Here is a 15,551-nt window from a genome sequence, read left to right on the forward strand (position 1 = left end):
CCCACCAACGAACCACTTCCGTCTCGCGGGCGGAGCCGCGGGCGACTCATCTTCGGCCAGCCCCGTCATATTTGACGGGGTGACCGTCCCACTAGTGCGTGATGCATTTCGGCCGAACTTGAATCGGCGGAGCACCTGCATGCAAACAGCGACAACATCACTACAAACCAGCGCCCGATCCTTCGGCATTGTGGCCAAATCGGCTGGGTGAGCGAGGGGCGTCCCTGATGGCCGAATCTCGCTCCCATCCGCGCCTCGTTCGGAAGCTCCAGGATTCCCTCGGCGAGGCGATCTGCGCTGCGCTCGATGACCCCGCCGTTGTCGAAATTATGCTCAATCCCTGTGGCCGCCTTTTCATCGAACGATTGGGGCAGGGGATCTCCGCGGCAGGAACGATGCCCGGGGGAGCCGCCGAGATCATCATCGGCAGCGTCGCGCACGCCTTGCACTCGGAGGCAGACGAGGACCGGCCGATCATCTCGGGCGAGCTGCCAATCGGTGGACACCGCTTCGAAGGTCTTCTCCCGCCTGTCGTGAGCGCCCCCAGCTTCACGATCCGGAAGCGAGCGTCGCGCCTGATCCCGCTCGACGACTATGTCCGGGACGGAACCATGACGACCAATCAAGCTTCGGTGATCCGCAATGGGATCGACGCGCGGCTTAACATCGTGGTGTCCGGTGGCACGGGATCGGGCAAAACGACGCTTGCCAATGCGGTGATCGCCGAGATCGTGAAAACCGCGCCTGAGCACCGCTTGGTGATCCTCGAGGATACCGCCGAGATCCAGTGCGCCGCCGAGAATGCGGTTTCCCTTCACACAACAGATGTCGTCGACATGGGCAGGCTGCTCAAATCGACCATGCGCCTCCGACCGGACCGGATCATCGTCGGTGAGGTGAGGGATGGCGCAGCACTAACACTACTCAAGGCCTGGAACACCGGCCATCCAGGTGGGATCACCACGATCCATGCCAACAGCGCCAACTCGGCCTTGCGTCGACTCGAGCAGCTCACGGCAGAAGCAAGCCAGCAGCCGATGCGGGACGTGATCGGCGAAGCGGTCGATCTGATCGTTTCGATAGAGCGCACGCCCAAGGGCAGGCGCGTTCGCGACGTGATCCATGTCGAGGGCTTCGCGAACGGCCAATACGAGATCGAATCCTATTCGGGGGAGAAAGAGCGCCATGTCGCTTAGCCGGACGAGCCTTCTGGCGTTCGCAGCATTTGTAATTTCAGTCACAGCGATGGAACCGGCCTTTGCGGGAGGGGGAGGGGGATTGCCCTGGGAGGGACCGCTTCAGCAGATCCAGCAGTCGATCACCGGTCCGGTCGCGGGTTTCATCGCACTGGCGGCCGTCGCGATCGCCGGCGGCATGCTGATCTTCGGCGGCGAACTCAACGATTTCGCGAGACGGTTGATGTATGTGGTGCTCGTCGCCGGCATCTTGCTCGGCGCGACACAGATCGTCGCGCTGTTCGGCGCCGCCGGCGCATCGATCGGCGACGTCGCCGAGCTCGCGGACGACGGGAGGCCCACTCCGTGAGTGACGAGGGCGTTCCTCTCAATCGCTCGCGCATCCATCGGGCGCTGTCCCGTCCGAACCTGCTCCTGGGTGCGGACCGTGAACTGGTGCTGCTGACAGGTCTGGCGGCCGCGATCCTGATCTTCGTCGTGCTGACCTGGTTCTCGGCGTTGCTGGGTGTGGCGATCTGGATCGTGGTCGTCGCCATCCTGCGCATGATGGCCAAGGCGGATCCGATGATGCGCCGTGTCTACGCCCGCCATATCGGCTACCACCCGCACTACCGGCCGACCTCGACGCCCTGGCGCAAATACTGAGGTCGCGCTGATGGTGGCCCTCAAAAGATTCCAGCATGCTGGTCCGTCGTTCTCAGATCTCCTCCCCTATGCCGGGCTGGTCGCGAACGGCGTCATCCTGTTGAAGGACGGCTCGCTGATGGCGGGCTGGTATTTTGCCGGACCGGATTCCGAGAGTTCGACCAATGTCGAGCGCAATGAGGTGTCCCGCCAGATCAACGCGGTGCTTTCCCGCCTCGGCTCTGGCTGGATGATTCAGGTCGAGGCGGTGCGGGTCCCGACGGTGGCCTATCCCTCCCGCGAAGCCGGCCACTTTCCTGATCCCGTCTCCCTCGCGATCGACGAGGAACGGCGGACGCATTTCGAACGGGAGAGAGGGCATTTCGAAAGTCAGCATGCACTGATCCTGACCTACCGGCCCACGGGCACACGCAAGTCCGGCCTGGCGCGCTACGTCTATTCCGATGACGAAAGCCGTGCGGCCTCCTATGCCGACACGGTGCTCGACACGTTCCAGACGTCGATCCGCGAGGTCGAGCAGTATCTCGGCAATGTGCTGTCGATCCGCCGCATGGTCACTCGGTCGGTCGACGAGGCCGATGGCCGCACCGTGCGCTATGACGAACTCTTCCAGTTCATCCGCTTCTGCATCTCCGGCGAGAACCATCCGGTGCGGTTGCCCGAGATCCCCATGTATCTGGATTTCCTGGCGACCGCCGAGTTCCATCACGGCCTCTCGCCAATGGTCGAGAACCGCTATCTCGCGGTCGTTGCGATCGACGGCTTTCCGGCCGAGAGCTGGCCGGGCATCCTCAATTCGCTCGACCTGATGCCGCTATCGTATCGCTGGTCGTCACGCTTCATGTTCCTCGACGATCAGGAAGCCCGGACGCGGCTTGAGCGCACGCGCAAGAAGTGGCAGCAGAAGGTGCGGCCTTTCTTCGACCAGCTGTTCCAGACCCAGAGCCGCTCGGTTGACCAGGACGCCATGATGATGGTGGCCGAAACAGAAGATGCCATCGCGCAGGCGTCGTCCCAACTCGTTGCCTACGGCTATTTCACGCCCGTCATTGTGTTGTTCGCCGAGGACGACGGCAAACTGAGAGAGAGGGCTGAAGCCGTTCGCCGGCTGATCCAGGCCGAAGGATTCGGAGCGCGGATCGAGACCCTGAACGCGACCGAAGCCTATCTCGGCAGCCTCCCTGGCAATTGGTACGCCAACATCCGCGAGCCGCTGATCAGCACACGCAACCTCGCCGATCTCATACCCCTCAATTCGGTCTGGTCGGGAAGTGCGACCGCGCCGTGCCCGTTCTATCCGCCGGCGTCGCCGCCGCTGATGCAGGTCGCCTCGGGCTCCACTCCCTTTCGGCTGAATCTTCATGTCGACGATGTCGGCCACACGCTGATCTTCGGCCCGACCGGCTCCGGCAAATCGACCCTGCTCGCGCTGATCGCCGCTCAGTTCCGCCGTTATGAAGGCGCGCAGATCTTCGCCTTCGACAAGGGCCTCTCGATGTTGCCGCTGACGCTTGGCGCCGGCGCCGATCTCTACGATGTCGGGGGAGGGGAAGGCCAGGCAGCGGCCCTTTCGTTTTGCCCACTCTCGGAGCTGTCAACTGACGGAGATCGCGCCTGGGCGTCCGAATGGATCGAGACCCTCGTCGCCCTTCAGGGTATCTCGATCACTCCAGATCACCGCAATGCCATCTCCCGACAGGTCGGCCTGATGACCAAGGCTCGCGGCAGGTCGCTCTCGGATTTTGTCTCTGGCGTGCAATTGCGTGAGATCAAGGACGCGCTCCATCACTATACCGTGGATGGTCCGATGGGGCAGTTGCTCGACGCCGAGGAAGACGGCCTGGCGCTCGGCCAGTTCCAGACCTTCGAGATCGAGCAACTGATGAATATGGGCGAGCGCAACCTCGTACCGGTGCTCCTCTATCTATTTCGGCGGATCGAGAAGCGGCTCACCGGCGTGCCGAGCCTCATCATCCTCGATGAGGCCTGGCTGATGCTCGGCCATCCAGTGTTTCGCGACAAGATCAGGGAATGGCTTAAGGTGCTGCGCAAGGCCAACTGTGCCGTGGTGCTAGCGACGCAATCGATCTCCGACGCTGAGCGCTCCGGCATCATTGATGTGCTGAAGGAATCCTGTCCCACTAAAATCTGTCTGCCGAACGGTGCGGCGCGCGAGCCCGGCACACGGGAGTTCTACGAGCGGATCGGCTTCAACGAGCGCCAGATCGAGATCGTCGCAACCGCTCTGCCCAAGCGCGAATACTACGTCGCTTCGCCCGAAGGCCGACGCCTCTTCGACATGGCGCTTGGACCAGTTGCGCTCGCCTTCGCCGGCGCATCGGGCAAGGATGATCTGAAGCGCATCCAGGCGCTCAGCGAAACCCATGGGTCGGAATGGCCGATCCATTGGCTCACGGAAAGGGGGATCGGCAATGCGCAAGCGCTTCTCGAAATTTCGTAGGATCTGCGCGACGACAACAGCGGTCGCCATCCTTGCTCTGTCGGGACAATCTCACGCCGGCGGCGTCACCGGCCAGGCGACCGAATGGACCCAGCTGCTCAACAATGGTGAACTGGTCAGTCTCGTCGGCCAGTCGACCGAGCAGATAAACAATCAGATTACGCAGATCACGCAGCTCGCCGAGCAGATCCAGAACCAGATCCGCATCTACGAAAACATGCTGCAGAACACCATGCAGCTTCCAAGCCACGTCTGGGGCCAAGTTGAGAACGATCTAAACCGGCTGCAAAGCGTCGTCAGCCAGGGGCAGGGCATCGCCTTTTCCATGGGCAATGTGGACGACGTCCTGAAACAGCGCTTCCAGAGCTACGCCGACTTCAAGACAAACCTGCCCGACGGCGAAGCCTTTTCGTCGACCTATCAGAACTGGTCCGAGACCAATCGCGATACGATCGGCGGAACGTTGAGGGCGGCCGGTCTTACCGCGGAGCAGTTCTCGTCGGAGGAGTCGACGATGAGCGAGCTTCGATCGATGTCGGAATCGGCCGACGGCCAGATGAAGGCGCTGCAGGTCGGTCATGAGATCGCGGCGCAGCAGGTCGCGCAGATGCAGAAGCTGCGTGGTCTGGTCGCACAGCAGATGACCATGATGGGCACCTGGTATCAGTCCGAGCAGGCCGACAAGGATCTGGCGCAGGCGCGTCGTGAGGACTTCTTCAACTCCACCGCTCCTTCCACAACTGGCGGCCAGACTATGGAGCCGCGCTGGTGAGGCCGATCCATCTGTTCATTATCATCCTCGTGGTTGCATTCGGTACAATCGCGTGGGTGTTCCTGTCACCCCCGTCTCCGCCGAAGGCCACGCGGCCGGCGCAACAGGGCGATTTCCTGGACTCCACCAGAGACTATGACACGACCGGCGGCCGGCAAATGAAGCCGCGCTGGGGTGAGTGAATTGGGAAAGGGGCGGCCGCACAGAATCTGGCTGATCGCAACGCTCGGGCTGGTCGCCGGCATCGCGCCCGCGTTTGCGCAGGATGGCAGCCTGCTCACCAATCTCGAAAACGAAGTGGGGACGGCCGCGCGCGGTTGGGAAGCCACCGTGATGCAGGCGGCGCGTTCCCTGTTCTGGATCCTTGCCGGCATCGAGGTCGGGATCGCGGCCGTGTGGCTTGCCCTTCAGGCGGCTTCGCTCGACGCGTGGTTCGCCGAGCTCGTCCGCCGCATCATGTTCATCGGTCTCTTCGTCTTCATTCTCGAACAGGGGCCGGCATTCGCGAAGGCGATGGTCGACAGCCTGTTCCAGATTGGCGCCGCCGGCGGATCGGCCTCTCCGGCGGATGTCTTCAATGCCGGCCTGAAGGTCGCCTCCGCCATGTCGCAGAAGGCACAGTTCGGCCTTTGGGAAGACAATGCACTGGCGATCGCGGCGGTCTTTGCCATGGTCATTGTCGTGGTCTGCTTCTCCCTCGTCGCGGCAATCTTCGTCTCGGTGATGGTCGAGATGTATGTCGGCCTGCTCGCCGGTATGATCATGCTCGGCCTCGGCGGATCGAGCTTCACCAAGGATTTTGCCGTCCGCTATCTCGTTTATGCTTTCAGCGTCGGTATGAAGCTGATGGCGCTGGTCATGATCGCCCGCATCGGTTCGCAGGTTCTGCTCAATCTCGCCAACGCGCCGGCAGGTTCCGACGAATTTGTCTCGACACTCGCCATCGGCGGCATCTCTGTCGTCGTCTTCATCATCTCGATCTACGTACCCAACATTGTGCAGGGCGTCGTGCAGGGCGTCTCCGTCACCGGCGGCATGGAAACGATCCGCCACGGTGGCCAAGCCGGCTCATTCGCTGCCGGCAGCGTCTCACTGGCGGCTGGTGGGGCCAGGACAGGGGCTGCGGCTTACTCCGATGCCCGCGCGAGCGGCTCGTCCTTCGGTGCGGCAGCGCTCAGGGGCATGACCGAGGGTGCAGGGGCCGCCGGTGGTGCGCTTGCTTCGGCCGCCCGTGACAAGGCGATCGGCGTGCCGGGAAGCTGGGGTGCCTCGACCCTGGGCCTCGCCAACGCCAAACTCGACCAGGGCACGAAAACCCAGCCCGGCCCCAAGAAATGACAATAACGAACGAGCGGGGCGCCGATGGCTGGCCGTAATCCTCCGGACAATCCTTATCTTGCAGCGCGCCAGGAATGGAACGAGCGCTATGGCTCCTATGTGAAGGCGGCCGCCTCATGGCGCATCGTCGGGATCACCGGCATGGCGCTGGCGGTGATCAGCACCGCCTACGCACTTTACCAGAGCACGCAGGTAAAACTCGTCCCCTACATTGTCGAGGTCGACAAGCTCGGTACCGCGGCAAGCGTCGGTTTCCCGCAGCAGATCGAATATGCCGATCCCCGGGTCGTTCGGGCGACGCTTGGCGGTTTCGTCTCCAATTTCCGCTCCGTCACTCCGGATACGGTCGTGCAGAAGCAATATATCGACCGGACCTACTCGCTGCTGCGAACTTCCGACCCGGCGACCGAGAAGGTCAACGCCTGGTTCCGGGGCAACTCTCCATTCGACAAGGCGCGGAACGCCACAGTAGCCATCGAGGTCACCAACATCGTGCCGCTCTCCAATCAGAGTTATCAGATCGACTGGACCGAGTACGAGCGTGACCGCAAAGGCAAGGAGACAGCTGTGCGTCGCTTCCGCGGTATCGCCACGGTGACGCTCACCCCGCCCCAGGACGAGGGGATCATCCGGCTCAATCCGATCGGGCTCTACCTCAGGGACTTTGAATGGACGGCGCAATTGTGAGTGCCCGGAAGGAGACAGGAATGACAGTCAACGAGCTCCGGGCGATCCTTGCCGTCGCTGGCCTTGCAATCGCCATGCCCCTATCAGTGTCATCCGCGCAAGTGCAGGACATGAGCACCAATGAAGCCAAGGGAACCGCCATCTCCGGACAGTGGCGGCAGGGCAGGGGGCTCGTCACGAAAGGGCCGGACGGGAAGGTCATCTTCCTCTATGGCGAGGTGCAGCCTTCCGTCGTCTGCTCGCCGCTGCAGGTTTGCGACATTGAGCTTCAGGCCGGCGAGGTGGTCCGCGACGTACTGGTCGGCGACACCGTGAGATGGCAGGTGGAACCGGCGACGTCGGGCGCGGTCGGCGGCCAGGCGATCCATCTGATCGTAAAACCCTCGGAACCCGGCCTGCTCACCTCGATGGTGGTGACCACGTCGCGGCGCACCTATCATATCCAGCTCAAATCCAGTCAGGGCCAGTACATGGCCCGTGTCGGCTTCGAATATCCGGAAGATGTCAGCGCCAAGCTGGCCGAGGTCAATTCACGCATAGAGGCAAGCGTCGTTCCCGGCGCCGGCGTGGCGGCCGAACAGCTGAGCTTTGCCTATCAGGTCAGCGGTAGCGCCCGCTGGCGGCCGACGCGGGTCTACTCCGACGGGACCAAGACCTACATCCAATTCCCGTCCTCCCTTGCCGGCCAGGACGCCCCGGTCCTGTTCGTTGTCTCCGGTGGCGAGAACCGCATCGTCAATTACCGTCTCAACGGTTCGATGATGGTTGTCGACTACTATATCGAGAAGGCCGTGCTGGTTTCCGGGGTGGGCTGGAAGCGCGACAAGATCACCATCCGGCGGGGAGGGTGAGGATGTTGCTCAGCCGATCCTTTGCCGTCCGCGCGGGTCTCGTAGCTATCGCGATCACGCTCGTCGGATGCCAGACATTCGACAGGACGGAACTCGTAGCGAGCCACGCGCCGACCGAACTTCCGCCTGCTGCCGCGAGCGCCATCGCCGGCGACATGGTGAGCCGCTTCACGGAGCATGTCGGCCCTGGCAGCACCACGATCCACCTGGCACCGGACAGCTCGGCGTTCGGGCAGGCCTTGGAGACGTCCCTGAAGGGCTGGGGTTATGCCGTCGTCACCGACCAGACGGCCGATGGCAAGGCGACGGTATCGCTCGCCTATGTTGTCGAGAATTATGAAGGCAGCGTGCTCGCTCGACTGTCGACCAAAACCTTCGACCTTGGCCGCGTCTATCAACTCACGCCGACTGGCGCGTCTCCATCAAGCCCGATCTCCTTGCTGCAGCGAGGGGGGGCGACATGACGGAAACACTCAAGCTCGGCGGCGGCGAAGCAGGCGCGCCCCATATCCGGCGACTGAACCGCCTGCCAGTCATCGTCGCGATCATCCTCGTCGTGCTGTTTCTCGGCGTCATCGTCTACGGCCTCTCGAACCGCGGGATATATTTCCGCGGTAATCCTGATATTGACACCGGATCCGACGCGCCGCCGGCTTCCACCTATGGCGATCAACTCAAGCGAGGCGTGGGCGACGGCATCATCGGCGAGCCTGCCGAGACACCGTTCCAACCCTCACCGCCCGAGCAGACGGAAATCCAGCCCAACCCGTTTTCCCCGAAACCCGCCGAAACAGCTGCTCCGAAGACCTCAGCAGCCGAGCTGGAGCCGGAGGATGTCTGGCGAGCACGTCTGCGCCGGGAACAGCAGGAGCAGTATCTGCGCGAACAACACCGCCAGCAGATGGCGCGTCTGCAAGCCGACGATGCCGCCTACGACTCCCCGATCGCCGTCAACCTCAAGAGCGCACAAGCATCGGCAACATCCGGAGAAGAGCCTGGCGACAACGGTTCACCGGGCCGCCCCGGCATCGCGGCTGATCTTTATTCTGCGGCCCTCAAGGCCGGGCTCGGCGGCCAGAACGTCGATCCGAACGGCCAGGAGTCAAAGGCGGAATTCTTCAACCAGGATATCAAGGAACTTGGCTATCTGCCCAACCAGGTCGTGCCGCAGTTCTCACGCTACGAGCTGAAGCGCGGTTCGGTCATTCCCGCCACGCTTGTCACCGGCATCAATTCCGATCTTCCTGGCCGTATCACCGCACAGGTCAGTCAGAACGTCTTCGACAGCGCCACTGGTCACCACCTGCTCATCCCGCAGGGTTCGAAGCTGTTCGGCCGCTATGACTCCAAGGTCGCCTTTGGCCAGAAGCGCGTGCTCGTCGTCTGGACGGACATCATTTTCCCGAATGGATCGACATTGCAGATCGGCGGCATGGCCGGCACGGATGCCGCCGGGTATGGCGGGTTTTCCGACAAGGTCGACAACCACTATCTCCGTACTTTCGGCTCTGCGATCCTGATTGCGCTCATCGGTGCCGGCACTGATATGGCAATCCCCGAAAGCTCGACCCTCGCGACACAGGACACGGCGTCCGACGCCGCGCGGAGGAGTTTCGCGGAAACCTTTGGCCGGGTCGCCGAGCGCACGATCTCCAAAAATCTCGATGTCCAGCCAACATTGGAAATTCGGCCGGGCTACAGGTTCAATGTGCTCGTAGACCAAGACATACTCTTTCCTGCAGCCCATCGATGATGGAGAGCGTGCAGCTGTTCGATATCGGCGCAACCGACCCTTTGGTCGAATGAATCGTATTCAGAAGAACAAGCACCGCGCGCAGACAGATGATCGTCGCAGCTCCTTATCGGCAGGTTCAGATACAGCAAGTGACGCTGTCCATGCGCGAGGAAGTATTCCTGGCGCATCAAGAAATCGAATACGGCAATGTTGCACGCCGGTCGTGATTGACCGTCAGCCGACTTTTGAGCGGCGGAACGGCACGTTGGAAGCAATTCGCGCGTTCGCAGATACGGCATGAAATGCCAATCGGATCGAATGCCGCGCGGCTGGTGAGGTCGAGGCCGTCGGCATAGACGAAGTCTTGCGCATAGGCGACCTCACATCCCAGAGCGATGGCGTATCGCCGTTGCGGCGCATTGAAACCTCCGCTGCCCTTTGTGATTTCTGTCGCAATGCTCAAGTAGCGCGCACCATCGGGCGTCTCAGCTAGCTGCCGGATGATGCGGCCCGGCGTTTCAAAGGCCTGATGTACATTCCAGAGCGGGCATGCTGCCCCGAAGCGGGCGAATTGCAGTTTCGCAGCGCTATGACGCTTGGTGATGTTCCCCGCGCGATCGATGCGGGCGAAGAACACAGGCACACCCTTGACGCCCGGCCGCTGCAAGGTGGAAAGACGATGCGCGACCTGTTCAAGGCTCGCACCGAAACGCGTCGCCATCAATTCGAGGTCGTGACGAAGTTCTTTCGCTACCGCCAGAAAATGCTGGTAGGGCAGCGTCAGCGCTCCGGCGAAGTAATTGCGCAAACCGATCTTGCAAATCTCACCAGATTCTTGCGTGCGGAAGTTTGCCCGCTGGATAATCGCATCGATCTCTCTGTCCAATTCCAAGGCGGCCACCTGGAACGCCATCTGAAAAGTTCGCGTTGAGGTCGGCGAATAGGGATTGAGGAACAGGGCACGGGAAGTGCCGTCATATCGGCGCAGAAGATCCTCGCCGGGTTCCGCGCGCAGTATGCGAACCCCGTGGCGGCTCTCCAGATGGTTCGGCAGAACAAGCCCGGCATCACGATCCGGGATGCCGAGTTCCGCCGCCAGCCGTTCAGCTGCCAGATCGAGGTCGGGAATGTAGTTGTCAACGAAGTGGAAGAAATCGCGGACCTCTTCGTAAGGTGTCGGATCGCTGAATGCGTTGGTCCTAACCATGTGATCATCGAGGCTCGCAAGCTGTTCGCTGTTGCGGCGGTAGGCCTGGTGGCTGGCGATCAGCGCGTGGGCAAAGCCGGGCGCGTTCTGAGTGACAAGTTTCAGTTCCTGCAGGCTCGGCGAGTAGGCATCGAAAACCGGGTCGGCAAGCGCTTCGCTGAGCGCGGAGAGCAGGCGGTCGCTGTCGCTTCCTGAGATAGATCCAATATCGATCTTGAAGTTCTCTGCCAGGGTCAAAAGCACGGCCGCCGAAACCGGCCGCTGATTGTTTTCTATCTGATTGAGGTAGCTGGTCGAGATGCCAATGCGCTCAGCGAAGGCGGCCTGGGTCGCCTTGCCGCTTTCGCGCAGTTCTCGGACTTTTCTGCCAATAAAGAGCTTGCCTGTGACCATGTTCGCAATTTTGCAAAAGTCAGATTGCAACTTTCTATATTACGCCCGCCTACCTGTTCAAACGTTTTCTCATTCGATCGCACCGCCTAAAGGCTGATGGCAGCAGTTAGGCGGCGTCTAGACAGGAGAAGCGAAATGACGATCTACAGCGCCATTGCCAAGCGGTGGGGAACGAGCAACCTTGCCATCCACGGCGCCACCGTCGTCGCAGCCTCGCTGCTGCTGGCGATCTCGGCCAAGATCGCCGTGCCGTTCTATCCAGTACCGATTACCATGCAGACCTTTGTGGTGATCGGCCTCGGCCTGGCTCTGGGTCCATGGCGCGGCCTCGCTGCTGTGCTGCTCTATCTCGCAGAAGGAGCGGCAGGGTTTCCAGTCTTCGCCGGCACGCCCGAGAAGGGCATTGGACTTGCCTACATGATGGGACCGACAGGAGGCTACCTTTTGGGCTACTTGCCGGCTGTGCTCCTTGCCGGTTGGCTAGCTGTGCGCGGTTGGGATCGTAATCCGCTCTACGCAATGGCTGCGGCCCTGTTTGCCGGGGCTGTCATTTATGTGCCGGGGCTGCTGTGGCTTGGTGCCGTGCTCGGCTTCGACAAGCCCATTCTTCAGTTCGGACTCTACCCCTTCATCTTCGGTGACATCGCCAAGGCTCTGCTCGCCGCCCTGGTTTTTCCGACTACCTGGAAGTGGATCAGCGCGCGGACAGGTCATTGATGCGCGCGGTTCTCGACCAGCTGGAATCCCGTCGCGCCGAGGCGCGTCTCGGCGGTGGCCAAAAGCGTATCGCTGGCCAGCATGCGAAGGGCAAGCTGACCGCCCGCGAACGGCTTGACGTGCTCCTCGACGAAGGGTCGTTCGAGGAATACGACATGTACGTCACCCATCGCGCCACCGAGTTTGGCATGGCCGAGCAGAAGGTGGCCGGCGACGGCGTGGTGACGGGGTGGGGCACGATCAACGGCCGTCTGGTCTATGTCTTTTCGCAGGATTTTACCGTTCTCGGCGGCTCGCTGTCCGAGACCCATGCGCAGAAGATCTGCAAGATCATGGACATGGCGGTGCGCAATGGCGCGCCGGTGATCGGATTGAACGACAGCGGCGGCGCGCGCATCCAGGAGGGCGTGTCGTCGCTCGCCGGCTATGCCGACGTGTTCAAGCGCAATGTCGGTGCGTCCGGCGTGATCCCGCAGATATCAGTGATCATGGGCCCGTGCGCGGGCGGCGCGGTCTATTCGCCGGCAATGACAGACTTCATCTTTATGGTGCGCGACAGTTCATACATGTTCGTCACCGGCCCTGACGTGGTAAAGACGGTGACGAATGAGATCGTCACCGCCGAAGAACTCGGCGGCGCACGCACCCACACGCAGAAATCGTCGGTTGCCGACGGCGCCTTCGACAATGATGTCGAGGCGCTGGAGCAAATCCGCACGCTGTTTGATTTCCTGCCGCTCAACAACCGCGAGAAGCCGCCGGTGCGGCCGTTCCACGACGATCCGTCGCGGCTGGAAATGCGGCTCGACACACTGATCCCCGACAGTGCCGCCAGACCCTACGACATGAAGGAGCTTATCCTGGCAATCGCCGACGAGAGCGACTTCTTCGAAATTCAGGCCGCCTTCGCAAAAAACATCATCACCGGATTCATGCGCATCGAAGGCCAGACGGTCGGCGTCGTCGCCAACCAGCCGATAGTTCTGGCGGGTTGTCTCGACATCGATTCCGCGCGCAAGGCGGCGCGGTTCGTGCGTTTCTGCGACGCCTTTTCGATCCCCATCATGACGCTGGTCGACGTTCCTGGCTTCCTGCCGGGAACGTCGCAGGAGTTCGGCGGCGTCATCAAGCACGGCGCGAAGCTGCTGTTCGCCTATTCGCAGGCCACCGTGCCGATGGTGACGCTGATCACCCGCAAGGCCTATGGCGGCGCCTACGACGTGATGGCCTCGAAGCATATCGGCGCCGACGTGAACTATGCCTGGCCGACCGCCGAGATCGCGGTGATGGGCGCCAAGGGCGCGACGGAAATCCTCTATCGGTCTGAACTCGGCGACAAGGAGAAGATCGCCCAGCGCACCAGGGATTACGAGGAGCGCTTCGCCAACCCGTTCGTGGCGGCCGAGCGCGGCTTCATCGACGAAGTGATCATGCCGCATTCCTCGCGAAAGCGCATCGCCCGCGCCTTCGCCGCGCTTCGCGGCAAGAGCGTCGATACACGCTGGAAGAAGCACGACACGATACCGCTGTGAGGACGCAGAACATGTTCAGGAAAATCCTCATCGCCAATCGCGGCGAGATCGCCTGCCGCGTCATCAAGACGGCGAGGAAACTCGGCATCGCCACCGTCGCCGTCTATTCGGATGCCGACCGCGATGCATTGCACGTGAAGATGGCCGACGAAGCCGTCCATATCGGTGCTTCGCCCTCAAGCCAATCCTACATCGTCATCGGCAAGATACTCGACGCCGTAACGGCGACAGGCGCGGATGCTGTTCATCCCGGCTATGGGTTTCTGTCCGAGAATGCGAATTTCGCTGAGGCGCTGAAGGCTGCTGGCGTCGCCTTCATCGGCCCGCCGCCGGTGGCGATCGAGGCGATGGGCGACAAGATCACCTCCAAGAAGATCGCCGCATCGGCTGGCGTCTCCACCGTGCCCGGCCATATGGGCCTGATTGCGGACGCCGACGAGGCCGTGAAGATCGCCAGCGAGATCGGCTATCCCGTGATGATCAAGGCCTCCGCCGGCGGTGGTGGCAAAGGCATGCGCATTGCCTGGAACGATTCCGAGGCGCGTGAAGGCTTCCAGTCGTCAAAGAACGAAGCGAAATCCTCCTTTGGCGACGATCGCATCTTCATCGAGAAATTCGTCACACAACCGCGTCACATCGAAATCCAGGTGCTTGGCGACCAGCATGGCAATCTCATCTATCTCGGTGAACGGGAATGCTCGATCCAGCGCCGCAACCAGAAGGTCATCGAAGAGGCGCCGTCATCGTTCCTGGACGCTGCAACACGCAGGGCCATGGGCGAACAGGCTGTCGCGCTGGGCAAGGCGGTCGGCTATTTTTCCGCCGGCACGGTCGAATTCATCGTCGATGGCGCGAAGAAATTCTACTTCCTCGAAATGAATACACGGCTGCAGGTTGAGCATCCGGTGACCGAACTCGTCACCGGCGTCGACCTCGTGGAGGAGATGATCCGCGTGGCGGCAGGGGAGCCGTTGCGCCTTCGGCAGGAGGACGTGGTGCTGAACGGCTGGGCGGTCGAGAGCCGGCTTTACGCCGAAGATCCTTTCCGCAATTTCCTGCCGTCGATTGGCCGGCTGACACGCTATCGGCCGCCGGTCGAAGGCGTCCGGGCGGACGGCGCGGTCGTGCGCAACGACACCGGCGTCTTCGAAGGCGGCGAGATCTCGATGTACTATGACCCCATGATCGCCAAGCTGTGCGCCTGGGCGCTGGATCGTCGCGCTGCAATCGAAGCGATGAGCAAGGCGCTGGATGATTTCGAGGTCGAAGGCATCGGCCACAATCTGCCGTTCTTGTCAGCCGTCATGGATCATCCCCGCTTCCGTGAAGGCCGATTGACCACAGCCTTTATCGCCGAAGAATATCCGGACGGCTTTTCAGGCGTCGAGCCGTCGGGGGGCGACGCCAGGAAGCTCGCGGCGATTGCCGCTTTCATCAACCTCAGCGGACATAAACGCAGCGTGTTGATCTCCGGCGCGATGGACAATCATCGCCGCGTCGTCGGCCGCGACTGGGTGGTGACGCTGGCCGGTGAGAGGTTTCTGATCGGGCTAAGGGAAGAAGGCGGCAGGACCATTGTCAGCTTCGGCGATGGTCCCTCAGTCTCGGTCGCCAGCGACTGGTTGCCCGGCCGCCACCACGCGGAATTCACCGTCGACAATGACGTGCTCGGCGTGAAGACGGCGCAGGCAGCGACGGGCTTCCGCTTGCGCTGGCGTGGCATGGATGTGGTGGCCCACGTCCGTACGCCGCGCGTTGCCGAACTGGCGCTGCTGATGCCGGAAAAGCTGCCGCCTGACACATCGAAGATGCTGCTCTGCCCGATGCCTGGGGTAATAACCGCAGTCACGGTAAAGGCTGGAGACCAGGTTGAGGTCGGACAGGCGCTGGCCACCGTCGAAGCCATGAAGATGGAAAATGTCCTGCGCGCCGAGCGCAAGGCGATCGTCCGGCGCATTTCCGCGGAAGCGGGCGCCAGCCTTACCGTCGACGAACTCATCATGGAATTCGAGTGAGG

General features: G+C 61.9%; 15 protein-coding genes. 14 read left to right on the plus strand and 1 reads right to left on the minus strand.

Annotation, left to right across the window (positions count from 1 at the left end; all coding sequences use genetic code 11):
- The first annotated feature begins 227 nt into the window (after nt 1–227).
- The 11 genes from trbB to trbI all read left to right on the plus strand — a co-directional run bounded on the left by trbB (nt 228) and on the right by trbI (nt 9,703).
- Nucleotides 228–1,196, plus strand: a complete 969-nt coding sequence (gene trbB / locus IQ26_RS25500; RefSeq protein WP_145721053.1) for a P-type conjugative transfer ATPase TrbB — start codon at nt 228–230, stop codon at nt 1,194–1,196.
- Nucleotides 1,186–1,545 carry a TrbC/VirB2 family protein gene (locus tag IQ26_RS25505; RefSeq protein ID WP_145721054.1) on the plus strand — a complete coding sequence of 120 codons (360 nt, stop codon included), beginning with the start codon at nt 1,186–1,188 and terminating at the stop codon, nt 1,543–1,545. Before trbB ends, IQ26_RS25505 begins: the two co-directional genes overlap by 11 nt.
- Nucleotides 1,542–1,841, plus strand: coding sequence for a conjugal transfer protein TrbD (locus tag IQ26_RS25510; protein ID WP_145721055.1), 300 nt, complete (start codon nt 1,542–1,544; stop codon nt 1,839–1,841). Before IQ26_RS25505 ends, IQ26_RS25510 begins: the two co-directional genes overlap by 4 nt.
- Nucleotides 1,842–1,851: 10 nt before the next feature.
- Complete coding sequence (locus tag IQ26_RS25515; RefSeq protein ID WP_145721056.1) at nt 1,852–4,302, plus strand: conjugal transfer protein TrbE; 2,451 nt, start codon at nt 1,852–1,854, stop codon at nt 4,300–4,302.
- Nucleotides 4,274–5,074, plus strand: a complete 801-nt coding sequence (gene trbJ, locus IQ26_RS25520) for a P-type conjugative transfer protein TrbJ (protein ID WP_145721057.1) — start codon at nt 4,274–4,276, stop codon at nt 5,072–5,074. The genes IQ26_RS25515 and trbJ overlap by 29 nt, the downstream gene beginning before the upstream one ends.
- The gene (locus tag IQ26_RS25525) at nt 5,071–5,256 is read left to right on the plus strand and encodes a DUF2749 domain-containing protein (protein ID WP_162458070.1); all 186 of its coding nucleotides are present in this window, start codon (nt 5,071–5,073) and stop codon (nt 5,254–5,256) included. Before trbJ ends, IQ26_RS25525 begins: the two co-directional genes overlap by 4 nt.
- 25 nt (nt 5,257–5,281) lie before the next feature.
- Nucleotides 5,282–6,412: a P-type conjugative transfer protein TrbL gene (gene trbL / locus IQ26_RS25530; protein WP_407660221.1), complete on the plus strand. Its 1,131-nt coding sequence runs from the start codon at nt 5,282–5,284 to the stop codon at nt 6,410–6,412.
- Between the two features lie 24 nt (nt 6,413–6,436).
- The gene (locus IQ26_RS25535) at nt 6,437–7,099 is read left to right on the plus strand and encodes a conjugal transfer protein TrbF (protein ID WP_145721059.1); all 663 of its coding nucleotides are present in this window, start codon (nt 6,437–6,439) and stop codon (nt 7,097–7,099) included.
- Nucleotides 7,100–7,173: 74 nt separating this feature from the next.
- A complete protein-coding gene (gene trbG / locus IQ26_RS25540) occupies nt 7,174–7,950 on the plus strand; it encodes a P-type conjugative transfer protein TrbG (protein ID WP_240547228.1) in 777 nt (258 codons plus the stop codon).
- Nucleotides 7,951–7,952: 2 nt separating this feature from the next.
- Complete coding sequence (gene trbH / locus IQ26_RS25545) at nt 7,953–8,414, plus strand: conjugal transfer protein TrbH (protein WP_145721061.1); 462 nt, start codon at nt 7,953–7,955, stop codon at nt 8,412–8,414.
- Complete coding sequence (gene trbI / locus IQ26_RS25550) at nt 8,411–9,703, plus strand: IncP-type conjugal transfer protein TrbI (RefSeq protein WP_145721062.1); 1,293 nt, start codon at nt 8,411–8,413, stop codon at nt 9,701–9,703. The genes trbH and trbI overlap by 4 nt, the downstream gene beginning before the upstream one ends.
- A 169-nt stretch (nt 9,704–9,872) precedes the next feature.
- On the opposite strand, the gene IQ26_RS25555 is transcribed toward trbI, so the two are convergent.
- Complete coding sequence (locus IQ26_RS25555; protein ID WP_145721063.1) at nt 9,873–11,285, minus strand: helix-turn-helix domain-containing protein; 1,413 nt, start codon at nt 11,283–11,285, stop codon at nt 9,873–9,875.
- 135 nt (nt 11,286–11,420) lie between these two features.
- Between IQ26_RS25555 and IQ26_RS25560 the strand changes: the two genes are divergently transcribed.
- The 3 genes from IQ26_RS25560 to IQ26_RS25570 are packed head-to-tail and all read left to right on the plus strand — an operon-like array spanning nt 11,421 to nt 15,549.
- The gene (locus tag IQ26_RS25560) at nt 11,421–12,002 is read left to right on the plus strand and encodes a biotin transporter BioY (protein WP_145721064.1); all 582 of its coding nucleotides are present in this window, start codon (nt 11,421–11,423) and stop codon (nt 12,000–12,002) included.
- On the plus strand, nt 12,002–13,534 hold the full coding sequence (locus IQ26_RS25565; protein ID WP_145721065.1) for an acyl-CoA carboxylase subunit beta: 1,533 nt from the start codon (nt 12,002–12,004) through the stop codon (nt 13,532–13,534). Before IQ26_RS25560 ends, IQ26_RS25565 begins: the two co-directional genes overlap by 1 nt.
- A gap of 11 nt (nt 13,535–13,545) precedes the next feature.
- Entirely contained in the window at nt 13,546–15,549 is a 2,004-nt protein-coding gene (locus tag IQ26_RS25570; RefSeq protein ID WP_145721066.1) for an acetyl-CoA carboxylase biotin carboxylase subunit, read from the plus strand.
- Nucleotides 15,550–15,551: the final 2 nt, after the last annotated feature.

This window comes from Mesorhizobium tianshanense, assembly GCF_007830515.1.
Classification (GTDB): Bacteria; Pseudomonadota; Alphaproteobacteria; order Rhizobiales; family Rhizobiaceae; genus Mesorhizobium; species Mesorhizobium tianshanense.